The following is a 22,709-nucleotide window of genomic DNA, read 5'->3' on the forward strand; positions in this document are numbered from 1 at the left end:
CCGCGGAACCGGGCCTCGGCGCACACCGTCTCCGCGCGCGGGATCGTCAGGGCGCCGGCGGGCCGACGGCGAGGACCTCGTCGTGGTGCTCGTAGAACCAGTGCAGCGCGTCGTCGACGACGGCGGAGGCGCTGTTCCCGCCGGTGCCGGGGCCCTGCACGAGCGCGGTCATCACGATCTCCGGGTCCGTCAGGGGGGCGACCGCGGACATCCAGTTGTCGTACTCGTCGTCGCGCAGCCCGCCGTCCTGCGCCGTGCCGGTCTTGGCACCGACCGGCACCGGCAGGTCGTTGAGCCGGCTCCCGGTGCCGCCGGCGACGACCGCCCGCATCCCCTCGCGGACCGGCCCGAGGTCGGCGTCGAACGGCAGCGGCCGCGGCGGCGGGGCGGGCAGCGGCGCGGAGGTGCCCGGCCCCGTGCCGAGGGCCATCGCCAGCCGCGGGGTCACCAGCGCGCCGGTCGCGATCGCGGCGGTCCAGCCGGCGTTCTGCAGCGGCGTCACCTGCAGGTCGCCCTGCCCGATGCCGAGGATGACCGTCGACCCGCCGTACCAGGGCTGCCCCTCCGCCGCCGCCAGCTCCGGGCTGCCCAGCCGGCCGGCCGACTCCCCCGGCAGGTCGACGCCGGTCGCGACGCCGACCCCCAGGTCGCGGGCCGTGCCGACCAGCCGGTCGGCGCCCAGCGCCACGGCGAGCTTGTAGAAGTAGACGTCGTTGGAGACCGCGATCGACTGCACCAGGTCCATCGGTCCCATCGGCCGCCAGTTGCCGAACGTGTGCCCGCCGTAGGTGAAGCTCGCCCCGGTCGGGATCACCTGCCGCGCACCGAAGACCCGGTGCACCTGGTTGGCCACGGCCGCGACCAGCTTGAAGGTGGAGCCGGGCGGCGCCACGGCCTGCGTGACGTGCTCGAGCATCGGTGAGCCCGGGGCCTGCGCGAGCGCCTGCAGCGCCGGGCCGTCGAGCGGCGGCCCGTAGACGTTGTTGTCGAACGACGGCGCGCTGGCCATGGCGAGCACCTGGCCGGTGCGCGGGTCCATCGCGACCGCCGCACCGATCTTTCCCACCCGCCGCGGCTGGGCGGCCAGGGCGGCCTGCACCCCGGCGTCCAGTCGCCGCTGCAGCCCCAGGTCCAGCGACAGCCGCAGATCGGCACCGCGCACCGGCGGGCGCAGCTCCCCGAGGGCCACCGGTACGCCCGTCGGGTCGACGTACAGGCACTGCCGCCCGCTCACGCCCCGCAGCACCGCGTCGTACTGGCGTTCCAGCCCGGCCCGACCGACGACCTCACCCGGCCGCAGGTCCGGCCAGCGCTCCTCGTCCTCCGGGCCGGCCACCCCCACGAAGCCCAGCAGCGGCCCGAGCAGCGCGCCGTGCGGGTAGGTCCGGCGTGGCAGCGGGACGACGAACACCCCGGGGATGGCGGCCGCGGTGACCGCGTCGGCCACCGGGCGCGGGACCTCGGCCACCGGCAGCGACAGGGTGGTGTCCTCGGCGGCGGCGAGCTGCGCGTGCAGGTCCGGAGCGGGGGCACCGACCAGCTGGGCCAGCCGGTCGACGTCGGCCGGCCGGTCGCGCAGCAGCGCCGGGACGCCGAGCACCTGGTCGGGGCCGGCGCCGGCGTCCCCGGCGTCCATCGCCAGCGGGACGTCGTGCCGGTCGGTGATCGCCCCGCGCGGCGCCGGCAGCCGGAAGCAGCGGGTCATCTGGTCGTCGCCGGCGACCTGCAGCTCCGCGCCGCGCTCCTCCTGGAGCCGCCAGCCGTACAGGCCGAACGCGATCAGCAGCGCCGACAGCGCCGCGGCGGCGAGCCGCACCAGCCGCGGCCGCGGGTTGCGCCGGCCGGGGGCGGCCCAGAGCCGGCGGCGGGCCCCGTCGCGCCGGACGGCGAGGACGACGCCGATCGCCGCCAGGTGCACGACCAGCGCCGTGCCGCCGTAGCTGAGCAGCGGGAACGGCACGCCGGCCAGCGGCAGCAGCCCCAGGTTCGCCCCCACCGAGACCACCGTCTCGACGCCCAGCAGCAGCGCCAGCCCGCCCGCGACCAGCGCACCGTGCGGCGTCCGCGACGTCCGGCTGGCCAGCGCCAGCCGCCACACGAGCAGCAGCGCGGCCAGCACCACGGCGGCGCCCGCGACCAGCCCCCACTGCCCGACCAGGCTGGCCAGCGCCAGGTCGGTGTCCCGCTCGGGCAGGTAGGACGCGCGGAGCTGGCGCAGCGGGTCGTCGGAACGGCCGAACAGGCCACCGGAGGCGACCGAGATGTGCGCCTGGCGCACCGCCCACCCGGAGCCGGTGGGCGACTCGTGCGCGCCGACCAGGAAGCTGCCCAGCCGGGCCACCTGGTACGGCCGCAGGAAGCTGATCAGCAGCGGCGCCGACACCGCCGCGGCCGCGCCCAGCGGCACGAGGAACCGGGCCGGGACGCGCCCCAGCAGCAGCAGCCCGCCGGTCAGGACCGTCAGCAGCATCGCGGTGCTGAGGTCGGGCTGCATCAGGGTCAGCCCGATCGGGAGTGCCGCCAGCACGAGCGCGAGCGCGAACCGCTGCCAGGCCGGGCGGTTCGAGGCCAGCACCGCGGCGAGCACCAGCAGGAGGCCGAGCTTGGCCAGCTCGGAGGGCTGGAAGGTCAGCGAGCCGATGGCGAACCAGCGGGTCGCGCCGTTCGCCGACAGCCCGACGGCGAGCACGCCGACGAGCAGCAGCACCGCACCGCAGTACGCCACCCACGCCAGGACGCCCAGGTAGCGCACCCGCACCCGCCAGAACACGGCCAGCGCCAGCACGCCGCCGGCGGCGATCAGGACCGTCCGCACGGCCAGGTCGCGGAATCCGATCAGGTAGAGGTTGGCGATCCCCAGGAACACCAGCCCGCCCGCCGCGACCACGGCGAGCAGGTCGAAGGCGGCGCCCCACCGGGCGCGGCGCTGCTCGCGGGTGCGGTGGGTGCGCCGGGGCCCGGTCCCCGTCGGCGGTGCTGCGCTCGGCACGGTTCGGCTCCCCCGTCCGGTCTCACGCGCCGTGTCCGGCCGGGCGGCAGGAACCCAGGACGACGGGGTCGGAGGCGGCGACCGCGGGCTCCTCGGTGACCGCGATGAGCGCGGCGCCGGCCAGCGGCGGGAGCGCGACCTCGGCGACCACCGCCGTCCGGTCGGCCTGCGGCGGCACGGTCACGCTGCCGCCCGGCACGGGGGTCGACGTCCCCGTGCACCGGTCGACCACCCGGTAGGACCAGCTGACGACCTGCTGCTCCGGGGACGGCACCAGCCGCACGAGCACCCGCACCGCGCACGTCGCCCCCGGGGTGCAGGTGCCCAGCGGCCGCAGGTCCACCGCCACGACGGCGCCGGCGGAGGGCGGCGCCGGGGTGGCGACGGGCAGCCCGTCGGGCACCGGCTCGTCAGAGGGCTCCTGCCCACCCCGGCCGGCGTCCATCAGCAGGTCGAGGTCGGCGGTGATGTCGTCGCCCAGGAGCACGACCTCGGCGGTGACGGCGGCGCCGAGCACGACCAGCGAGAGCAGCCACGCGCCGATCCGCCGGCCGGTCGAGCGGGGCCGGCGCGGCGGGCGCGGCGCGGGCCGGTCGCGCACGGCAGCCCGCCGCGCGGGAGCCGGCGGCGCGGCCCCGGCCCCGTCGGGCAGCGCCCGCACCGCACGGGCCAAGGCGGCCAGCTCCGAGCGCACCGCGGCCCGGTCGACGTCCATGACCGGCTCGTCCGGCAGGAGGGCGGCCAGGTCGTCGAGGAACCGCTCGGCCGGCCGTGTCGCGGGGCCGTCCGCGGCCGGGCCCAGGGTGATCCGCCCGTCACCGGTGAGCAGGGGCCGGCCCGCACCCCCGCCCTCGGCCAGCGCGGCGCGGAGGTCCTCGGTGAGGACGAGCGCCTGGGGCGCGGTGATCCGCGCGAGGGAGAGCACCCGGCCGAGCTCGACGCCGCCGCTCGTCGACGCGACGGCCGGCGTCGGCTCGCCGGGCGGTGTCGACCCGTCGGGCGGTGCGGGCACGGGCGGCGGCGGTGCGGCAGCGCGCGGCGTCCTCAGATCCGTCACGACCGCCACCCCCGCCCAACGGCTCTTCCTGGGCACTCCCCCCGTGACACGTCGCCGCCGATGCTCCGCCCCGGCCGGGGAGTTGTCACGGGGTTCCGATGCGCTGCCGTGGAGTCACGACGCCGAGACGCGCACGACCGCATCCCGGTCGAACCGCCACCGGACGGTGACCGGCACCGAGGGCCCGTCGGCGTGGCTGTCGGTGGGCGCGTAGGCCAGCATCCGCGCCACGATCACCCGGTCCTCCACCGACAGCCCGTCCGGTTCGTAGACCGGGGGCAGCGGCGCCTGGCCCTGCAGCGTGCGCGGGCTGGGCAGGCTGCCGATGCGGGAGCCGGTCGCCGAGAAGACCAGCACCTCCTGGACGATCCCGTTCGACGGCTGCGGCGAGCACTCCAGCAGGACGACGGTGTCCTCCCCGCCGGTGCCGTCCACGTCGCCGGTGGCGGTGTCCACCACCCGGACGTCGTAGAACTCGTACCAGGGCGGCCGGCTGCCGTCGGCGGGCACCCGCGCCGCGCCGTCCACGACCGGCGCCCGGAACCCGCCGGGCACCAGGCCGTCGCACGTCAGCTCGTAGGTGGTGGCGCGCCAGTCCACCGCCGCGGCCGCGGGCGCGCTGCCGGCGTCCCGCTCCGCGCCGCACCCGGTCAGCAGCAGGAGGAGCAGCCCTCCCGCCGCCGTCAGCCGGGACGGCGTGACCACCGCGCCAGCAGCGGGCCGGGGCGTCGCCGGCCGGGGCCGGCCGCGGCGCGCGGGCGTCCCGTGCGGGGCGGACCGCTGTCGGTGCACATCCCGCCTCCTCGTGGGCGCTCGTGCCCCCAGGGTCCTCGCCGGGGCGGCGGGTGCCAGGGCGGAAGGTCCCCGGTCCGGCGGGGCCGGCGGCGGCTCCGCCGGGGGCGGCACGCAGGATGGGCCCATGTGCACGGTGGTGGTCCGGCGGTCCGGTGCGGGGCCGGCGGAGGTGCTCGCCATCCGCGACGAGCTCACCGGCCGCGAGTTCGACTCCCCCGGCCGCTGGTGGCCCGACGCGCCCTCCGTCGTCGGAGGCCGCGACCGGGTGGCCGGCGGGACGTGGTGCGCCACCGACGTGCGCACCGGCGTGACCGCGCTGGTGCTCAACCGGTACCACGAGCGGCCCGCCGCCCCCGGCGCCCCGAGCCGGGGCGTGCTGCCGCTGCTCGCCGTCGCGCACGGGCCCGGGTGGGTGCCGCACGTGCGGCTGGAGGGCATGGCCGGCTTCCTGCTGGTGCTGGTGACGCCGGACGCGCTGACCAGCTGGGAGCACGACGGCGAGCGGCTCGTGCGCGCCGAGCACGGGGAGGGCACCACCGTGTTCACCTCCGGCGGCCCCGAGGACCGCGAGGACGAGCTGTGGCGGGAGCCGTTCGCGCGGGCGGCCTTCCCCGCGCGCTGGCGGGAGCTGGTGCAGGAGCAGCAGCCGGCCGAGGACCCGGCCGCCCTCGTCGTCCGGCGGGAGCGGGAGGGCCGGGTGTACGGCACCGTCTTCGCCGAGACGATCGACGCCCGCCCGGGCCGGCTGGAGCTGGAGTACAGCCGGCAGCCCTGGACCGGCGCCTGGGAGCGCGCCTCCTTCGCCGCCGCAGGCTGACCCCGCGGGTCAGATGTACCGGCGGCTCTGCAGCCGGACGAACGCCACCCAGCCCACCGGCGCGGGCAGCCAGAAGGTGACCGTGCGGAAGGCGAGCACCGCGGCCAGGGCGGCCGACACGGGGACGCCGGTCGCGGTCAGGCCACCGAGCAGCGCCGCCTCGACGGCGCCCAGCCCGCCGGGGGTCGGGGCGACCGAGCCGACCGCCGAGGACACCAGGTAGACCCCGATGACCGTGGGCAGCGCCAGCGAGGCGTCGAAGGCGCGCAGCGACGCGTCCAGCGCCAGCACGTAGCCGGCGTTCTGCAGCAGGATGCCCCCCAGCGCCGTCGCCAGCCGTCGCGGCTCGGTCGCCGTGGCGAGCAGCTGCGGCAGCGACTGCCGCAGCAGCGGCTCCAGCCGGCTCACCAGCAGCCGCCGCGCCGGCGCGACCGCGAGCAGCAGCCCCACGACGGCGACCGCGCCCAGCAGGACCAGGAGCACCTCCCCGCTGGGCACCAGGGAGAGCCGGGACGCCGACACCCCGCTGGCCCAGCCGACGACGAGCAGCAGGAGCACCGTCGCGGCGACCGTCGCCACCTGGCTCACCGCGACGCTGGCCGCCGCAGCGCCCACCGCGAGCCCGGCCCGCTGGAGGTACCGGATGTTGATCCCCACGTGCCCGACGGTCGGCGGGGTGACCAGCGTCAGCCACGCCGACGACACCTGGACCAGCGTGGTGCGCCCCAGGGAGAGCGCGACCGGCACGAACGGGATGAGCGCGAGCGCCGCGCCGACGTAGGTGAGCGCCGAACCGCCGAGAGCCACCAGCAGCCACAGCGGATCGGCCCGCCGCAGCTCGTCGACGACGCTGACCTGCGACAGCTGCGAGGCCAGCAGGACGGCGGCGACGGTGGACGCGGCGACGGTGAGGATGGTGCGCACCGAGAAGCGCTCGAGGCGGGGCGCGGCGGCGACCGTGCCGTCGGGGCCGGCGAGCGCGCGGCGCAGCTCGGCGAGCAGCTCCGTGCCGCGCACCGCCCGCCGGACCGCCGCCGGCAGGGCCACCGGCTGGAGCAGCGCGGGCACGCGGGCCGGCGTGGGGCCCGGCGTCCGGTCGGCCTGCAGCGCAGCGACCGCCGCCGCGGCGCCGACGACGGTGGCGCCCCCGACGAGCAGGGCGACGGTGTCCAGGTCCCGCTGCAGCTCGCCGGCGGCCGGCTGGGCGGCCCGCAGGTCGCGGAACCCGGCGGCGCCGTCGGCGTCCAGCAGCACGCTGTCCGGGGTCAGGGCACCGTGCGCCAGGCCGACGGCGTGCAGCCGGCGCAGCGCCGCGAAGGCCGCGGCCAGCCCCGCCTCCGCCCCGTCCCCGGCCTCGGTCAGCGGCGTGCCGGGCAGCGGGCGCTCGACCAGCACCAGCGCCGGGCCGACGGCCAGCAGCGCCACCACCGGCGGCACCGGGACGCCGGCGGCGGCGGCCAGGGCCTTGCTCGACGTCTCCCGCTCCAGGTCGCCGCGCTGGCTGAGCGAGGGCCGGCCCACGACGGCGGCGCGGAACCGGAGCATCCGCCCGGCCCGCCGCACCAGCGGCAGCCCGCGGCCGTCGGGGTCGACGACCGTGACGCAGACCGGCCCCTCCTCGTCGGAGCCGGTCAGCCGCACCAGGCCGGCGTGCTGCTCGGTCACCTCCAGCGCGGTGACCACCACCCCGGCGCGGGCGAGCTCGGCGCGCAGGACGTCGTCCCCGGGCCGGGCCGGGCTCACCCCGGCGGCCAGGCGCACGGCCAGGCCGGCGACGGCGCCGAGCAGCACCGCCGCGACCGCCCCCTGCATCGTCAGGTTGCCCAGTGCCACGCCGCAGACGAGCGCGGCCAGCACCACCCACCGCGCCGGCGCCCGCCAGCGGCGGCGGCGCTGCAGGTCCGCGCCCACGAGGAAGGCGATCGTCGCGACGACGGGCACGAGGGCGGCGTCGTCGCGGGGGCCGGTGAGGACGTCGGCCACCACGCCGCCGGCGGCGTCCCCGCTCCGCTCGGCGACCGCTCCCAGCAGCAGCCCCAGCAGCCCGGCGACGAGGGCCTGGACCAGGGCCGCCCGCCGGTGCCGGGCGGCGTCGACCGCGACGGTCGCGAGCACCGCGAGCACCGCGAGCGAGGCGGCCACCGAGGCGACCGAGAACAGCGTGCGCAGCGGATCGCGGACCACCGTCGGGACGGTGCGGTCGAGGGTGTCGACGGCGTCCGGGGTGGTGAGCGTGAGCACGCACGATCAGCGCCAGCCCGGCGGCGGCGGTGAGCAGCTGGACGACGTCGTTGGGCCGCCGCACCCGGGTCGCGGGGGCCAGCACCGCCTCCCCGCCGCCCCCGCTCACCGCGCGATCATCCCCGAGCCCGGCCCCGCGGTCAGCCACCGGCATGCCGGGTCACCCCGAAGGGGAGGGACGGGAACGGTCCCGCGAACGGCTCGTCGCCGGTACGCTCTGTGAGCCAGGTCACACGACGAGCGGGGGTCCGCCATGACCGCGACCGACCAGCGCACCAGCCCGGCCGAGGCCCTGGACGGGTCGCCGGGAGAGCACGTCGACGTCCTCATCGTGGGGGCCGGGGTGTCCGGCATCGGCGCCGCGCACCACCTGCAGGAGCGCTTCCCGGACAGGAGCTTCGTGCTGCTCGACGCGCAGGACCGGCCCGGCGGGACGTGGTGGACCCACCGCTACCCGGGGGTGCGCTCGGACAGCGACCTGTTCACCTACGGGTACCGCTTCAAGCCCTGGCGCGGGCCCTCCATCGCGGCGGGTGGCGAGATCCTCCGCTACCTGGACGAGGTCATCGCCGAGGACGACCTGGCCCCGCACATCCGCTTCCGGCACCGGGCCACGCACGCCTCGTGGTCCACCGAGGACCGGCGCTGGACGGTCCGGGTCACCCGGCTCGACACCGGGGAGGAGGTCCGGTTCACCACGAACTTCCTGTGGATGTGCCAGGGCTACTACAACCACACCCGGCCCTACCAGCCCGACTGGCCCGGCATGGACCGGTTCGCCGGCCGGATCGTGCACCCGCAGCAGTGGCCCGAGGACCTCGACCTGGACGGGAAGCGCGTCGTCGTCATCGGGTCCGGCTCCACGGCGGCGACGCTGATCCCCGCGATCGCCGGGCAGGCGGCGCACGTGACCATGCTCCAGCGCTCGCCGTCCTACTTCCTCGCGCCGCCGCTGACGCACGACCTGGCGACGACGTTGCGCGCGCTGGACATCCCGGAGGAGTGGACCCACGAGATCCTCCGCCGGGCCTACGCCGCCGAGTTCGACGAGCTGGCACGGATGGCGCACGAGGCGCCGGACGAGCTGCACGACTACCTCATGGAGGCGATGAAGCCGCACCTCCCGGAGGGCTTCGACGTCGAGAAGCACCTGACGCCGCGCTACCGACCGTGGCAGCAGCGGATCGCGATCGTCCCGGAGGGCGACCTGTTCGCCGCCCTGCGCGAGGGGAAGGCCTCGATGGTCACCGACACCATCGACACCTTCACCGAGACCGGCATCCGGCTCGGCTCCGGGGACGAGCTCGAGGCCGACGTCGTGGTCAGCGCCACCGGGTTCAACCTGTCGGTGCTCGGGGACGTCGCCTTCACCGTGGACGGCGAGCCGGTCGACTTCCCCGAACGGGTCACCTGGCGCGGCCTGATGATCAGCGGGATCCCGAACATGGCCTACGTCTTCGGGTACTTCCGGCACAGCTGGACGCTGCGCGTGGACCTGGTCAGCGACCTGGTGATCCGGCTCCTGGAGCAGATGGAGACCAAGAAGGCGACCATGGTCGTCCCGACCCTGCGCGACGAGGACGCCGGCATGCAGCCACGGCCGTGGTCGGACCCGGAGGACTTCAACGCCGGGTACGTGATGCGCTCCCAGCACCTGCTGTTCAAGCAGGGCGACCGCGAGCCCTGGGTCCACATGCTGGAGCACGCCGAGGAGGCCGAGATCCTCCCGAAGGTCGACCTCGACGACGGCTCCCTCGTCTACCGGTGACCCGCCCCGACGTCCCCGCACCCCCGGCGGGCGCCGTGCCCGCCGTTCCGCCTCCCGAGGAGTTGCCATGCCGCAGACGGCCGTCCGGACCGGTGTCACCCTGAACTACGAGATCAGCGGCGAGGGCGACCCGCTGCTGCTCGTCATGGGGACGTCGGGGTCGATCCCGCTGTGGGGCGAGCTCATCCCCCGGCTGGCCGAGCGCTACCGGGTCATCGCCTTCGACAACCGCGGCCTCGGCGGGAGCGAGCGCGGCGAGGGCCCGATCACCGTGACCGCCCTGGCCGAGGACGCCTCGGCCCTGCTGGAGGCCCTGGGGATCCCCCGCGCGCACGCCATGGGCTGGTCGCTGGGCTCCGCCGTGGTGCAGGAGCTGGCGCTCGCGCACCCCGATCAGGTCGCCACCGCGATCCTGCACGCCACGTGGGCGCAGTGCGACGGCTTCCAGCGGTCCGTGCTGACGGCGCTGCGGCACCCCTACGCGAAGCGGGACATGGAGGCCGCACTCGCCACCGCGGGCATCGCCTTCTCCCCGCAACTGCTGGACCACCCCGACTTCGCCGCGATGCTCGAGCCGATGCTGCCGGCCTTCCCGCAGACCGAGGAGCAGATGCAGGTCACCGTCGAGCAGTGGGACGCCGACCTGGCGCACGACACCACCGACCGGCTGGCCGGCATCACCGTGCCCACCCTCGTCATCGTCGGCGAGCAGGACCTGCTCACCCCGCCCTGGCAGGCGAAGAAGGTGGCCGACGCGATCCCCGGCGCGGAGTACGAGCTGCTGACCGGCCCGGGGTCCAGCCACGGCGTGCACATCGAGCGACCCGACGACGTCGTCCGGCTGGTCACCGGCTTCCTCGACCGGCACGCGCTGCAGCCGGCGGCCTGAGCGACCCGCCGGAGCGCCGCCTGGGAGGATCGGCGCACCCGACGAAGGAGCGCCCCGGCATGCCCGTCCCCTCGCAGCCGCTGGAGAAGCTCGGCTTCCTGACCATCGGTTCCTTCGACGCCGCCGATCCGCGCGCGGGGCACGAGACGACGCTGCGCGTCATCGAGCTGGGCGAGCGGCTGGGCTTCGACAGCGCGTGGGTGCGGCACCGGCACCTGCAGTTCGGCATCTCCTCCCCCGTCGCCGTCCTGGCTGCGGCGACGCAGCGCACCAGCCGGATCGAGCTGGGGACGGCGGTCATCCCGCTCGGGTGGGAGAACCCGCTGCGGCTGGCCGAGGACCTCGCGACCGTCGACGTCCTCTCGGGGGGCCGGCTCAACCCCGGGGTGAGCGTGGGGCCGCCGATGCACTGGGACGACGTGAAGGGCGCCCTCTACCCGGACACCGCCGAGCTCGAGGACTTCTCCTACGGGCGGGTGTCCCGGCTGCTGTCGCTGGTCGCCGGCGAGCCGGCCTCCTCGTTCGCCGGCCGCGAGGGCGTGGTCGAGGAGTGGTCCGACCGCGTGCAGCCGCACGCGGCGGGGCTGCGCGACCGGCTCTGGTACGGCGGCGGCAGCCTCGGCTCGGCCCGCTGGGCCGGCGAGCACGGCATGAACCTCCTGACCAGCAGCGTGGTGAAGGCCGAGGGCACCGCCGAGCCGGACTTCGCCGCGATCCAGCGCTCGCACGTCGACGCCTTCCGCGCCGCCCACCCGGCCGGCGCGGCGGCCCGGGTCTCCCAGGGGCTCGTCGTCATCCCCACCGACAGCGCCACCCCCGCGCAGCGCGAGAAGTACGCCGCCTACGTCGCCCAGCGGCTCCCCCGGACGACGAGCCCGCAGGGCCCGGCGCGGATGCTCTTCGCCCCCGATCTGATCGGCACCGCCGAGCAGATCGCCGAGCAGCTGCACGCGCACGCCGGGTTCCGCGCCGTCTCCGAGGTGGCCTTCGCCCTGCCGTTCTCCTTCGCCGACGAGGACTACGAGCAGATGCTGACCGACATCGCGACCCGGCTGGGGCCGGCGCTGGGGTGGCGCCCGCCGGGCTGATCGCCCTGCGGCGAGAGGTGCGCGCTGGTTGACTCGCGGCATGGTCGAACCGCTGCCGGAACCGGGCCGGAGATCGATCCCGACCAGCCGATCCCCGACGACCCGGGCGAGCTGCTGCCCGACGCTCCCGAGGTGCTGCCGCCGCCGCCGATCGAGGCGACGCCGGACGACCCGGGCGGCGACCCCGGGGGCGTCCCCGAGCCCGCCTGACGGCGATCCGGTCGCCGACGCCGCGCGGCAGCCCGGTGGCGGAGCCGGTCGTTGCCGAGCCGGTCGTTGCCGACCCCCGGCAGGGATCGGCGCCTCGACCTGGCCGACCGGGACCGTGGTCCGCACGCCGGCGCGCAGCGAGGGTCGAGGCCGGTACCCCCGCTGACGAGGAGGCACTCGATGGGTGACAAGTCCCCCGGCCGGAACACGAAGAAGGCCGGCCGGTCGATCAAGGAGAAGCGCGCCGAGAAGCGCGCCCGCACCGAGGGCTCGACCCCGGCCGGGCAGCTCACGTCCCGCAGGAAGAGCTGACCCCCGCCCGGCCCCCTGACCGGGGGCCGGGCCCTCGGGCACGACGTGCCAGGATCGACGGTCGTGCGGTCATGGGGGCGCGGGGAGCTCCCCCGGGAGGTGGGCGTCCTCGCGATCATCGCGTTCGTCGTCGCCCTCGGGTTCGGCATCGTCGCCCCGGCCATCCCGCTGTTCGCCCGTGACTTCGGCGTCGGGCGGACGGCGGTCGGCCTGGCGGTCAGCGCGTTCGCGTTCTTCCGCTTCGTCTCCGCGTTCGGCGGCGGTTCGCTGGTCGAGCGGTTCGGCGAGCGGCTGGTGCTCGCGGCGGGGCTGCTGGTCGTCGCCGTGACCACCGGCGCGGCGGGGCTGGCCGGCTCCTTCCCCGTCTTCCTGGGGTTGCGCGCCGCCGGCGGCGTGGGCAGCGCGATGTTCAGCGTCGCGGCGCTCTCGCTGCTGTTCCGCGTCTCGCCGCCGACGCACCGCGGCCGGGCCGCCGCGACCTGGCAGGGCGGCTTCATCCTCGGCGGCATCGCCGGGCCCGCCGCCGGCGGACTGCTCACCGAGCTCTCACCGCGGCTGCCGTTCTTCCTCTACGCCGGGTTCCTGCTGGTCGCCGGCGGCGTCGGGATGGTCCTGCTGCGGGCGGCACCTGACGCGGCCGGCCCCGCGCCGTCCCCGGGGGTCGACCTGGACGCGGGCCCGGTCGACCTGCGCACCGCCTTCCGCTCGCGGGCCTACGTCGCGGCGCTCATTGCCAACCTGGGCGTCGGGTGGGTGCTGTTCGGCGTCCGCAACTCGCTGGTCCCCCTGTACGTGACCGAGGAGCTGGGCCGCACCGTCGCCTGGGCCGGCGCCGGGCTGCTCGCGGGCTCGCTGGCGCAGGCGGTCGCCCTGCTGCGGTCGGGCCGGCTGGTCGACGAGTGGGGACGGCGACCGGCCCTGCTGCTCGGCTCGACGCTGGCCACCACGTCAATGCTGGTGCTCGTCGCCCCGCCGCAGCTCGGGCTGTTCCTGCTGTCCATGGCGGTCTTCGGCCTTGCCGCCGCGCTGCTGGCCAGCGCGCCGGCTGCGCTGGTCGCCGACGTCAGCCCCGCGCGCGGCGGGCGGGTGGTGGCGGTGTTCCAGATGTCGGCCGACCTGGGTGCGATCGCCGGGCCGCTGGTGGCCGGCTGGCTGACCGACGTCGCCTCCTTCCAGTGGGCGTTCGCGCTGAGCGCGCTGGTGCTGGCCGCCGCGCTGGTCGCGGCCTTGACCCTGCCGAGGGCCGGGAGCCGGCCGCCGGCTTGACGCCGCCCGTCCGCGGCACGGATGGTCGGGCCCGGTGCGCCCACCCGGGCCCCGGCGAGGAGGATCCGTGCCCCCAGTTCCACGGTCGGCCGGCTCCGGTGACCGCGCCTGGCTGGACGCCGTCGGCGCCGCGGCCGCCGCGGCGACCCGCGCGCCGCTGGAGCTGATCGGCGACTACCTGCCGGTGCTGGCCGATGCGGCCATCGGCGGCCGACGGCCCGAGCCCTGGGAGCTCGCGGCCGTCCGGGAGCTCGGCCGGCGCGCGGCCGCTTCCGGTGTCGGCGCCCGCCGGGCGGTCGACCTCTACCTGTCGGCGGCGTGGCGGCTGTGGCGGGCGCTCCCGGTGACCGAGCGGTCCGCGGACCCCGAGCACGTGCGCCGCTCCGCCGAGGCCGTGCTGCGCAGCCTGGACGACGCGGTCGGCGCGCTGGTCGCCGGCCACCAGGCCGAGCGGCGCGAGCAGGTCCGGCACGAGGAGGCGCTGCGGCGTGAGTTCGTCGACGACCTGCTCCGCGGCGACGCCGACGTCGCCCTCGTCGTGCAGCGCGCCGAGCCGTTCGGCCTGGACCTCGGCAAGGCCCACCGCGTCGCCCTCGCCGCCCGCCGGGACGACGCCGACCCCGGGCGCGCGCCGATCCTGCTCGAGCGGGCCGTCGTCGACCGGTTCGGCGACCGGGACGTGCTCGTCGCGACGAAGGACGGCCGCGTGGTCGTCGTCGTCCCGGACCGGGCCGGCGGGACCGGACCTGCCGAGCCCACGCTGGCTGCCGTCCTGCGCCAGGAGCTCGCGCGGCTGGAGCCCGGCCGCGGCTGGCGGGTCGCGGCCGGGCGCCCGTTCCCCGGCGCCTACGGCGTGGCCCGCTCCTACGAGGAGGCCCGGGAGGCGCTGACCTTCGCCGAGCGGCTGGACCCCGGCAGCGACGTCGTCGACTCGGGGGACCTGCTCGTCTACCGCGTCCTCGGGCGCGACCAGGCGGCGATCACCGACCTGGTGCGCGACGTGCTCGGCCCGCTGGCAGGCGTCCGGGGCGGACCCGAGCTGTTGCTCGACACGCTGCAGGCCTACGTCGCCGCCGGGGACGTGGCGACCGAGGCCGCCCGCCGCCTCCACGTGTCGGTCCGCACCGTGACCTACCGGCTGGCCCGGGTGCGGGCGCTGACCGGTTACGACGCCGGGGTGCCCGCGGAGCGGTTCGCCCTGCACGCCGCCGTGCTGGGCGCGCGGCTGCTGGACTGGCCGGCCCGGCCGCTACCCGCCGACCACTGAGCCCGCGCGGTCGACCCCGGCGGCCAGCTCGGCGAGGTGCCAGAGGGTGACCAGTCCGCGGAGCCGCCCGGCCCGGTCGACGACGGGCACCGCGTCGGCGCGCGAGCCGGCCATCACCCGGAGGACTGCGGGCAGCTCGTCGGTGCCGCGCACCCGCGGCCCCCGTCCGGCCCCTCAGCAGCGTGCGCACCGGGGTGCGCCGGGCGGCGAACGGCCCGGGCGGCCACTCCAGGGCCAGCGCCCGGTCGTCCAGCACGCCCACCGGCCGGCCGGTGCCGTCGATGACGACGACGCGCTGGTCGCGGGCGCTCGCGAGCCGGCTCCACGCCTCCCACATCGACTCGTCCTGGTCCACCGTCGTCGGAGAACGGGTCATGACATCCGCCGCCGTGCGCGGCATCCGGGAGATCTCCGGCTCCGGCGTCCCGCGGCGCCACGGCCGCAGGGCGAGCGGCGCGCCGGCAGACCTCGGGGCGCGGTCGAGCACGGGGTTCATGGCTGGCCTCCTCCTCCGGCGCCCGCGGTCCGGGCGCTCCTCGCCCCTGGGGCGGAAATGGCCATTTCTGCCCCAGGGGGCCTCGTCGTCGAACTGATCGGAGTCTGCGTCGAGCGGGGTGGCCGGGTCACCGGCTCCGGACGGACGATCCGCCGGGTCGGAACTTGCCGGGGCCCGGCAACGGGACGCCGTGGCCCTCGGCTCGATGCGCGCAGCTGAATGTGCGCAGGCGGCCGAGCGGCGCGGGTTTGCCGGGGACGGGCAACGACGGGGCGATCGAGTTGACCGGTGGCGCCCCTCGATCCACGGCACCCGGGAGGCCACGCTGGAGTCGACGTCCCCGCAACCGAAGGAGGCACCGTGTCCCTCGCCCTGACGCCCGCTCCCGCCCTGCTGCTCGCCCCCGTGCGGCAGCCTGCTGCCCGGACCGCGGCCCCCGAGCTCCGTGCGTTCACGGCTCCCATCGCGCCCGCCGGCCGGGAGGACCGCGGCTCCGACGTCGTCGAGGAGTGGGGGCTGCAGTCCTTCCCGGCCAGCGATCCGCCGGCCAACTGGTGACCTGCCCGATCGACGAGGAGGACGACCGTGACCGCCCCGGCATCGACAGCCCCACGCCCGACCGCTCCCGCGCCCGGCTGCGCCGCCTGCCCCCACCCGGTGGGGAACCACGACCCGGTCGCGCTGCGCTGGTGCCGGGCCACGACCGGATCCGCGCTCGACCGCACCTGCGTCTGCCCGACCGGGTGACCGGCCTCGCGGGCCTGGCGGAACAGGACCCGGCCCGCCGGCGCTGGAGCGCACGTGACCTCCCCGGAGCCCCGGCTCTCCCTGCTGGACCGCTCCCGCACCCGGGTCGGTGAGCCCGACGCCGCCGCGCTGCACGGCACCCGCGCCCGCGCGGCGGCTGCCGAGCGGTCGGGGTACGAGCGGTTCTGGGTCGCCGAGCACCACGGGGTCCCCGGCGTCGCCGGCGCCGCCCCGGCCGTGCTGCTGGCGGCGCTGGCCGGGGTGACGTCGACCATCCGGCTGGGCTCGGCCGGCGTGATGCTGCCGCACCACCAGCCGCTCGTCGTCGCCGAGCAGTTCGCGACCCTCACCGCGTTCGCACCGGGCCGGATCGACCTTGGGCTGGGTCGCTCCCCCGGCTTCACCCCGCCGGTGCGGCGCGCGCTGCGGGAGACCGAGCGCGACTTCGCCGCCGACCTCGCCGAGCTCCGCGGCTACCTCACCGGCTCGGCCGAGATCACGGTGCGCCCGCAGCCGGCCGGCCCCCTGCCCCTGCACGTGCTCGCCACCGGAGCGGGCCTGCAGGTGGCGGCCGCGCTGGGCCTGCCGGTGGTCGTGGGCGGGCCGGTCCTGGGGGTCGCCGGCGATCCGGAGCCCGGGCTGGCCGCGCTGGCCGCCTACCGCCGCGACTTCCGGCCCTCCGAGCAGCAGCCCGCACCGCGGGTGTCGATCAGCCTCGACGTGCTGGTCGCGGACACCGCCGCCGAGGCCGCGGACCTGCTGCTGCCCGAGGCCTGGGCGATGGCGCGCTCGCGGACCGAGGGCGCCTTCCCGCCGCTGCAGCCGGTCGCCGCCGTCGTGGCGGCGCCCCGCACGCCGCGCCAGCAGGAGCACGTGGACCGGACCGCGGCCATGGCCGTGGCGGGCACCGCCGCGCACGTCGGGAGCCGGCTGGCCGAGCTGCTCGAGCGCACCGGCGCCGCCGAACTCGTGGCCAGCAGCAGCACGTTCGACCGCGACGCCCTGGCCGCCTCCGACGCGGCGCTCGCCGGGATCCTGGGCCTGCGGCCCCGGACCAGCGCCCCCGCCGGCTGAGCGGGTCCCGCCGGAGCTAGGGCTGCGGGATCTCCGCCCGCTCCTCGAGCCGCCGCCGGTGGTGCTCGCGCACCATGGCCCGCGTCGCGTAGGTCGAGTACCGCGGCACCCAGCGGGCCAGCCCGGCCGCGCCCAGCAGCCCGACGCCGCCCATCACCGCGATGCCGACGCCGAGAGGGGCGACCGTGGCGATCGCCGCCGGCACCACCGGGCCCAGCGACGTCCCGACGTCGTTGATCAGCCGGAAGATCGCCAGGAACGACCGTCGGTCGAGCTCGGGCGAGGTGTCCGCGCCCAGGGTCATCACGATGCCCGAGCCGATCCCGTTGCCGAAGGCCATGACCATGGCGACCGCGGTCAGCCCGACCACGCCGTCCGTCAGCGGCAGGGCCAGCGTGCCGAGGCCCAGGACGACCATGCACGGGACGGCGATCCACAGCCGGCCGAGCCTGTCCATGACGTGGCCCGACGGGTAGAAGAGCGCCATGTCGACGAAGTTGGCGATGCCGAAGACCAGGCTGGTGGTGGCCGCGTCCAGACCGATGTGATCGGCCCACAGCGGGATGACCGCCACCCGGGCCGCGCGGATCGCCCCGATGGACGCCACCGCGATCCCGAGGGTGAGGAACAGCCGCCGGTGCCGGCGGAACATCTCGCGGACCCCGACCGGCCCGTGCCCCGCGCCCGCGGGCCGGGCGGCCGAGCCGGGCGTGACCGGCGCCAGGGCCAGGATCGCGGCCGCGACCAGCGAGGCGACCACCGCGACGGCGAACGCCGAGCGGGTCCCCCAGATCGAGATGACGCCGGCGCCCACGAAGGGGCCGATGAACAGCCCGATGCGGAAGACACCGCCGAGCGTGGACATCGCGCGGGCCCGGTGGTGCACGGCGACGACGTCGGCGACGTAGGACTGCCGCGCGAGGTGCATGGTCGCGCCGCAGGCACCCAGCACCAGCAGCGCCACGGCCAGCGCGGCGACCGACCCGGTGACCAGGCAGGAGGCCATCGCGACTGCCGAGGCGAGCATCGCCGCGAGCATCGCGCCCTTCTCGCCGACCCGGTTGGCCAGCCACGCGGCCGGGACGTCGCCGAGGATCGTGCCGATGCCGATCGCGGCGAGCATCAGCCCGGCGACCGTCGTCGAGGCGCCCGCGTCCAGGGCCACCAGGGCGATGACCGGCATCACCGCGCCGTGGCCGATCTCGTAGACCAGCATCGGCAGCATCACCGACGGTCCGATCTGCCGCAGCACCGTGCTCAAGGTCGAACTCATCGCCGTGGTCCCTCGTCCCGCTCGGTGCCGCCGACCCCATTCGACACCACCGCGCCTCGCCGTCCCGCAGGGGGAACTAGGTTCCGGGCATGGCCACGACCGCGTTGGCTGGTGCTCGACCTGATCGGCACCTTCGCCTTCGCGCTGAACGGGGCCCTCACCGCGCTGCGGGCGACCCGGCTGGACATCGTCGGCGTCATCACCCTCGGCATGATCACGGCGCTGGGCGGGGGCACCATCCGCGACGTCTTCCTGGACGCGCTCCCGCCGGCCACGTTCCTCGACTGGCGGTACCTGGCCGTGGCCGCCGGCGGCGGGCTCATCGCCTTCCTCACCGGGCACCACCTCGAACGGATCAACGGGACCATCAACGTGCTGGACGCCGCCGGGCTCAGCCTGTTCGCCGTCACCGGCGCCCTCAAGGCGGTGGACCTCGGGTTCGGGCCCGCGCAGGCGGTCATCGTCGGCGCGATCACCGGCGTCGGGGGCGGCACGCTGCGCGACGTGCTGATCCGCCAGGTGCCCTCGGTGCTCAGCAGCGGCCTGTACGCGGTGCCGGCGCTGGTCGGGGCCACGGTGGTCGTGCTCGCCGACGTCCTCGACGCCCGGGGTCCGGTGGCCGCGATCGGCGCGGCCGCGGTCTGCTTCGCGATCCGGATGCTCGGCGTGCACTTCGACGTGAACGCGCCCTTCCCCCCGGGCGAGCGCCGCCGGGAGCGCTGAGCCGCCCCGGGGGCGAGCGCGGCGGACTGGTCGACCGGGCCGTCCTCGGCGACCCGGCCGGCGCGCTCGGCCGTGGCGTGGCGGTCCGCGAGGCGGCACCCGACCACTCGCGGAGAAACGTGCCGGAGTGCATGGTGGTCGACGTCACGACGCGCATGCGGCTGCCGGGCAGCGGGGAGCCCGGACGCAGGTCACAGTCGAGTGCGACACAGACTCGTCGGGTTCTGCACCCACCACCCCCGGAGCCACCACACGTGAGATTGACCCGCTCGTCCGCAGTCCTCGCCGTGATCGGCGTGCTGCTGGTCGTCGCCGCAGCGATCGTCCGCTTCGTCGTCGTCCCCTCGGCCACCCAGCTGCCGGAGGACCTCGACGTCACCCTCGAGTTCGAGGGCACCTACAACGGGATCAACCCGGCCGTCCTCTCGGGCGGAGCGACCGAGGTGCTGGCCCGGGACGTCCCCATCGAGGCGACCCGCAACGTCTCCGCCGGCGACGTCGACGGCGGCAGCGAGATCGTGACGCGCACCGACGAGCGCACCGTCGGCACCGCTGAGCCGGCGATCACCGAGGTCAGCTTCAACGTGGACCGCGAGACCGCCGAGGCCGGCCCGGCCCCCGCCGGTGCCGACGACGTGCAGGACGCCGAGGGTCTGGTCTTCACCCTGCCCGTCGACCCGTCCACCGAGGAGGGCACGTACGAGTACTGGGACCAGTACACGCTGCAGGCCGCCCCGGTGACCTTCGAGGGCGAGGAGACCTTCGGCGGTCGTGACGTCTACCGCTACGAGTCGCTCTCCGAGGGCGAGCTGGCCGACCCGGCCGCGCTGAACCTGCCGACGTCGCTGCCCAAGGAGACCCTCGCCGCGCTCGCCCCCGGCCTCGACGGCCTGGTGTCGCCGGAGCTCCTGGCCGCGCTGCCCGCGGTGCTGCCCTCGCTCCCGGCCGAGATCCCGATCGCCTGGACCTCGCGCACCACGACCTTCGTCGACGCCGACCAGCAGCTGGGCGCCACCATCGCCGGCGGCAGCATCCAGGAGATCACCGGCTCGCTGGACCTCGGCGTGACGACGGTCGACGTCCCGTTCGCGACGATCGACATCTACTCGACCGACGACTCCATCGAGGACCGCGGCGACGAGGTCGCCGACCAGGCGCAGCTGCTGACCCTGGTCGGCACGGTGCTGCCGATCGCGCTCCTGGTCATCGGCCTCCTGCTGGTCGTCGCCGCCCTGCTGCTGGCCCGCCGGGCCGCCGGCCGCACCGCTGCGGCGGACCGGACGGGCGTGCACACCGCCTGACCTCCCGCACGCGGACGGGCCCGGCCCCCAGGAGATCTCCTGGGGACCGGGCCCGTCGTGGTGTCGGAGCGCCGGTCAGGCCACTCGGCGCCGGCAGGTCGACCAGCTCCGCGAGGCGGGCCCGGTGCGCAGCCGGCGTGCCGAAGGCGATCTGGTCGGCCTTGGCGCGCTTCAGGTAGAGGTGCGCCGGGTGCTCCCAGGTCATGCCGATGCCGCCGTGCAGCTGGACGGCCTCCTCCGCGGCCTTCACCGCGACGTCGGAGACGAACGACTGCGCCACCGCGGTGGCCACCTCGCTGTCCGGGTCGCCCTGGGCCGTGGTGGCCGCGGCGTACCGGGCCGCGGCACCGGCGGACTCGACCGCCGCGTACAGGTCGGCCAGCCGGTGCTTGATCGCCTGGTAGCCGCCGACGACCCGGCCGAACTGACGGCGGTCCTTGAGGTAGGTGATCGTCGTCGTCAGGCACCACTGCGCGACGCCGTACTGCTCGGAGGCGAGCAGCGCGGCGCCGACCTCCAGGGCGCGGCGCACGGCGTCGGCACCGGCGGAAGCGCCGAGCAGCTCCTGCCCGGCCACCCCGTCGAGGGGTGACGTCGGCGAGCTGGCGGGTCATGTCCAGCGAGACGACGGCGTCAACCTGCGCGTCGGCAGCCGGGACCGCGTACACGGCCGTGCCGCTGCCGGTGCCGACCGGGACCAGCAGGACGTCGGCCTCGACCGCGCCGGCGACGCTGCGCGCGGTGCCGCTGAGCCGGCCCTCGCCGTCCACGGTGAACGCGGTGCGCTCCTCCCCCGGCCCGGCCGAGAGCGGCAGCACGAGGGCGGCGGTGCGCTCGCCGGCGGCGAGACCCGCGAGCAGCTCGTCGGCCGCGCCGCCGGCCTCGGCGGCGAGCAGCACGGTCGTGGCGACGACGCTGCTGGTCAGGAACGGCACCGGGGCCACCGCGCGGCCGAGCTCCTCGAGGACCACAGCGGCCTCGCGGGCCGAGGCGCCGGCACCGCCGCGCTCCTCCGGGATGAGCAACGCGGCGAGGCCCAGGTCGGCGGCGACGGCGCGCCACAGCGGGTCGACGAGCGAGCGGTCGCCGTCGTAGGTGCCGGCGACGGCGTGCGGCTCGCTGCGCGCGGCGACCAGGTCGCGGACGCTGCTGCGCAGGTCGTCCTCGACGTCGGTGTAGAGCAGGTTCAGGTCGCTCATCGGGGCAGGTCCTTCCAGGCGATGCCGGTGTCGACGCGCGGCTCGGAGGGCAGTCCGAGCACCCGCTCGGAGATGACGTTGCGCAGGATCTCCGAGGTGCCGCCCTCGATGGAGTTGCCCTTGGCGCGCAGGTAGCGGTAGGTGGCGTCGCGGCCGGTGAAGTCGACGTGCTCCGGGCGCTTCATCGTCCAGTCCGATGCCCGCAGGCCGTCCTCGCCGAGCAGCTCGAGCTCCATGCCGCTGGCCTCCTGGGCGATGCGGGCGAAGGTCAGCTTCATCGCCGAGCCCTCGGGACCGGGCTCGCCCGCGGCCAGCTTCTGCCGCAGCCGCTGGCCGGTCACCCGGGCGACCTCGTTGTCCACCCAGAGCCGCAGCAGCTTGTCGTGCTGGCCGACGCCGCGCCTCTCGGGGTGCTCGCGCCAGCTCTTGGCCAGGACGCCGACCATCCCGCTCTCCCGGCCGCCGCCGCCACCGCCGATGGCGACGCGCTCGTTGTTCAGCGTCGCGGTCGCGACCTTCCAGCCCTGGCCCTCGTCGCCGAGCCGCTGGCTGTCGGGGATGTGCACGTCGGTCAGGAAGACCTCGTTGAACTCGGCCTCGCCGGTGATCTGGCGCAGCGGCCGGACGTCGACGCCGGGGGCGTCCATGTTGCACAGGAAGTAGCTCAGCCCCGCGTGCTTGGACACCTCGGGGTTGGTGCGCGCGACCAGGATCGCCATCTGCGCCTTGTGCGCGCTCGACGTCCACACCTTCTGGCCGTTGACCACCCAGTCGGCCCCCTCACGGACCGCGCGGGTGCTGACGGCGGCGAGGTCGGAGCCGGCGCCGGGCTCGCTGAACAGCTGGCACCAGATCTGCTCGCCGGTCCACAGCGGGCGGAGGAACTTCTTCTTCTGCTCCTCGGTGCCGAACGCGAGGATCGTCGGCGCGGCCATGCCCAGGCCGATGCCGTTCCCGCGCGGGTTGTTGTCCGGCGCGCCGGCCTTGGCCAGCTGCACCTCGACCTGGGTCTGGAAGGAGCGCGGCAGGCCCAGCCCGCCGTGGCCCACCGGGAAGTTCACCCAGGCCAGGCCGGCGTCGTACCGGGCGCGGAGGAACTCCAGCCGGTCCATCGTGGTGTGGTCGTTGGCCGCGAGGAAGTCGCTGACCCGCTGGCGCAGGTCCTCCTCCACGGCTCGTGGATCGGTCGTGGTCATG

General features: G+C 76.4%; 20 protein-coding genes and 2 pseudogenes. 12 read left to right on the plus strand and 10 right to left on the minus strand.

The features are described 5' to 3' along the window. Window positions 1–46: 46 nt before the first annotated feature. From JKP75_RS10020 to JKP75_RS10030, 3 genes are all read right to left on the minus strand, one after another. Window positions 47–2,989 (minus strand): FtsW/RodA/SpoVE family cell cycle protein, encoded by a 2,943-nt coding sequence (locus JKP75_RS10020; RefSeq protein ID WP_200493033.1) that lies wholly within the window; start codon window positions 2,987–2,989, stop codon window positions 47–49. Between the two features lie 22 nt (window positions 2,990–3,011). Next, a complete protein-coding gene (locus JKP75_RS10025) occupies window positions 3,012–4,001 on the minus strand; it encodes a hypothetical protein (RefSeq protein ID WP_200493034.1) in 990 nt (329 codons plus the stop codon). Window positions 4,002–4,160: 159 nt separating this feature from the next. Further along, a complete protein-coding gene (locus JKP75_RS10030) occupies window positions 4,161–4,838 on the minus strand; it encodes a hypothetical protein (RefSeq protein ID WP_200491570.1) in 678 nt (225 codons plus the stop codon). A gap of 127 nt (window positions 4,839–4,965) precedes the next feature. On the opposite strand from JKP75_RS10030, the gene JKP75_RS10035 reads away from it, so the two are divergent. Then, window positions 4,966–5,658 (plus strand): NRDE family protein, encoded by a 693-nt coding sequence (locus JKP75_RS10035; protein ID WP_200491569.1) that lies wholly within the window; start codon window positions 4,966–4,968, stop codon window positions 5,656–5,658. A 9-nt stretch (window positions 5,659–5,667) separates the two neighbouring features. Here JKP75_RS10035 and JKP75_RS10040 read toward each other — a convergent pair whose 3' ends face one another. Continuing rightward, window positions 5,668–7,899 (minus strand): lysylphosphatidylglycerol synthase transmembrane domain-containing protein, encoded by a 2,232-nt coding sequence (locus JKP75_RS10040; RefSeq protein ID WP_200493035.1) that lies wholly within the window; start codon window positions 7,897–7,899, stop codon window positions 5,668–5,670. A gap of 253 nt (window positions 7,900–8,152) precedes the next feature. Between JKP75_RS10040 and JKP75_RS10045 the strand changes: the two genes are divergently transcribed. From JKP75_RS10045 to JKP75_RS10065, 6 genes are all read left to right on the plus strand, one after another. Continuing rightward, entirely contained in the window at window positions 8,153–9,667 is a 1,515-nt protein-coding gene (locus tag JKP75_RS10045) for an NAD(P)/FAD-dependent oxidoreductase (protein ID WP_200491567.1), read from the plus strand. 67 nt (window positions 9,668–9,734) lie between these two features. Next, window positions 9,735–10,556, plus strand: a complete 822-nt coding sequence (locus tag JKP75_RS10050; RefSeq protein WP_200491566.1) for an alpha/beta fold hydrolase — start codon at window positions 9,735–9,737, stop codon at window positions 10,554–10,556. A gap of 59 nt (window positions 10,557–10,615) precedes the next feature. Next, the gene (locus JKP75_RS10055; RefSeq protein WP_200491565.1) at window positions 10,616–11,644 is read left to right on the plus strand and encodes an LLM class flavin-dependent oxidoreductase; all 1,029 of its coding nucleotides are present in this window, start codon (window positions 10,616–10,618) and stop codon (window positions 11,642–11,644) included. Between the two features lie 390 nt (window positions 11,645–12,034). Next, window positions 12,035–12,166, plus strand: coding sequence for a hypothetical protein (locus tag JKP75_RS22710; RefSeq protein ID WP_255522686.1), 132 nt, complete (start codon window positions 12,035–12,037; stop codon window positions 12,164–12,166). 99 nt (window positions 12,167–12,265) lie between these two features. Continuing rightward, on the plus strand, window positions 12,266–13,432 hold the full coding sequence (locus JKP75_RS10060) for an MFS transporter (protein ID WP_309229729.1): 1,167 nt from the start codon (window positions 12,266–12,268) through the stop codon (window positions 13,430–13,432). A 67-nt stretch (window positions 13,433–13,499) separates the two neighbouring features. Then, window positions 13,500–14,699, plus strand: a complete 1,200-nt coding sequence (locus tag JKP75_RS10065) for a helix-turn-helix domain-containing protein (RefSeq protein ID WP_200491563.1) — start codon at window positions 13,500–13,502, stop codon at window positions 14,697–14,699. Here JKP75_RS10065 and JKP75_RS10070 read toward each other — a convergent pair. After that, on the minus strand, window positions 14,682–14,852 hold the full coding sequence (locus JKP75_RS10070) for a CBS domain-containing protein (RefSeq protein WP_200491562.1): 171 nt from the start codon (window positions 14,850–14,852) through the stop codon (window positions 14,682–14,684). The two genes, JKP75_RS10065 and JKP75_RS10070, sit on opposite strands and share 18 nt — an antisense overlap. A 94-nt stretch (window positions 14,853–14,946) precedes the next feature. Then, window positions 14,947–15,195, minus strand: a pseudogene (locus tag JKP75_RS24535) (CBS domain-containing protein); the annotation flags it as partial. Between the two features lie 360 nt (window positions 15,196–15,555). On the opposite strand from JKP75_RS24535, the gene JKP75_RS10080 reads away from it, so the two are divergent. The 3 genes from JKP75_RS10080 to JKP75_RS10090 are packed head-to-tail and all read left to right on the plus strand — an operon-like array spanning window position 15,556 to window position 17,016. After that, a complete protein-coding gene (locus JKP75_RS10080) occupies window positions 15,556–15,753 on the plus strand; it encodes a hypothetical protein (protein ID WP_200491561.1) in 198 nt (65 codons plus the stop codon). Between the two features lie 27 nt (window positions 15,754–15,780). Next, window positions 15,781–15,942 (plus strand): RGCVC family protein, encoded by a 162-nt coding sequence (locus JKP75_RS24540; protein WP_200491560.1) that lies wholly within the window; start codon window positions 15,781–15,783, stop codon window positions 15,940–15,942. Between the two features lie 54 nt (window positions 15,943–15,996). Further along, complete coding sequence (locus JKP75_RS10090) at window positions 15,997–17,016, plus strand: MsnO8 family LLM class oxidoreductase (RefSeq protein ID WP_200491559.1); 1,020 nt, start codon at window positions 15,997–15,999, stop codon at window positions 17,014–17,016. Window positions 17,017–17,032: 16 nt separating this feature from the next. Here the strand turns inward: JKP75_RS10090 and JKP75_RS10095 are convergent, their stop codons facing one another. After that, window positions 17,033–18,289 (minus strand): MFS transporter, encoded by a 1,257-nt coding sequence (locus JKP75_RS10095; protein ID WP_200491558.1) that lies wholly within the window; start codon window positions 18,287–18,289, stop codon window positions 17,033–17,035. A gap of 111 nt (window positions 18,290–18,400) precedes the next feature. Between JKP75_RS10095 and JKP75_RS10100 the strand changes: the two genes are divergently transcribed. Both JKP75_RS10100 and JKP75_RS10105 read left to right on the plus strand, forming a co-directional pair. Continuing rightward, window positions 18,401–19,012, plus strand: coding sequence for a trimeric intracellular cation channel family protein (locus tag JKP75_RS10100; protein WP_309229730.1), 612 nt, complete (start codon window positions 18,401–18,403; stop codon window positions 19,010–19,012). A 254-nt stretch (window positions 19,013–19,266) separates the two neighbouring features. Further along, a complete protein-coding gene (locus JKP75_RS10105) occupies window positions 19,267–20,313 on the plus strand; it encodes a porin PorA family protein (protein ID WP_200491556.1) in 1,047 nt (348 codons plus the stop codon). Here JKP75_RS10105 and JKP75_RS21165 read toward each other — a convergent pair. The 3 genes and pseudogenes from JKP75_RS21165 to JKP75_RS10115 all read right to left on the minus strand — a co-directional run bounded on the left by JKP75_RS21165 (window position 20,216) and on the right by JKP75_RS10115 (window position 22,708). After that, entirely contained in the window at window positions 20,216–20,890 is a 675-nt protein-coding gene (locus tag JKP75_RS21165) for an acyl-CoA dehydrogenase family protein (RefSeq protein ID WP_309229731.1), read from the minus strand. The two genes, JKP75_RS10105 and JKP75_RS21165, sit on opposite strands and share 98 nt — an antisense overlap. Before the next feature lie 370 nt (window positions 20,891–21,260). Next, window positions 21,261–21,512: pseudogene (locus tag JKP75_RS23405) on the minus strand (acyl-CoA dehydrogenase family protein); the annotation flags it as partial. Further along, window positions 21,509–22,708: an acyl-CoA dehydrogenase family protein gene (locus JKP75_RS10115; protein ID WP_200491554.1), complete on the minus strand. Its 1,200-nt coding sequence runs from the start codon at window positions 22,706–22,708 to the stop codon at window positions 21,509–21,511. The gene JKP75_RS10115 and the pseudogene JKP75_RS23405, both read right to left, overlap by 4 nt. Window position 22,709: the final 1 nt, after the last annotated feature.

The sequence above is a fragment of the Blastococcus sp. TML/M2B genome (assembly GCF_016612865.1).
Lineage (GTDB): Bacteria > Actinomycetota > Actinomycetes > Mycobacteriales > Geodermatophilaceae > Blastococcus.

Bases quoted from the DNA above. Each gene is read 5' to 3' on its own strand.
- JKP75_RS10035 (WP_200491569.1), top strand. From the start codon at position 4,966: ATGTGCACGGTGGTGGTCCGGCGGTCCGGTGCGGGGCCGGCGGAGGTG.
- JKP75_RS10045 (WP_200491567.1), top strand. From the start codon at position 8,153: ATGACCGCGACCGACCAGCGCACCAGCCCGGCCGAGGCCCTGGACGGG.
- JKP75_RS10050 (WP_200491566.1), top strand. From the start codon at position 9,735: ATGCCGCAGACGGCCGTCCGGACCGGTGTCACCCTGAACTACGAGATC.
- JKP75_RS10055 (WP_200491565.1), top strand. From the start codon at position 10,616: ATGCCCGTCCCCTCGCAGCCGCTGGAGAAGCTCGGCTTCCTGACCATC.
- JKP75_RS22710 (WP_255522686.1), top strand. From the start codon at position 12,035: ATGGGTGACAAGTCCCCCGGCCGGAACACGAAGAAGGCCGGCCGGTCG.
- JKP75_RS10095 (WP_200491558.1), bottom strand. From the start codon at position 18,289: ATGAGTTCGACCTTGAGCACGGTGCTGCGGCAGATCGGACCGTCGGTG.
- JKP75_RS10115 (WP_200491554.1), bottom strand. From the start codon at position 22,708: ATGACCACGACCGATCCACGAGCCGTGGAGGAGGACCTGCGCCAGCGG.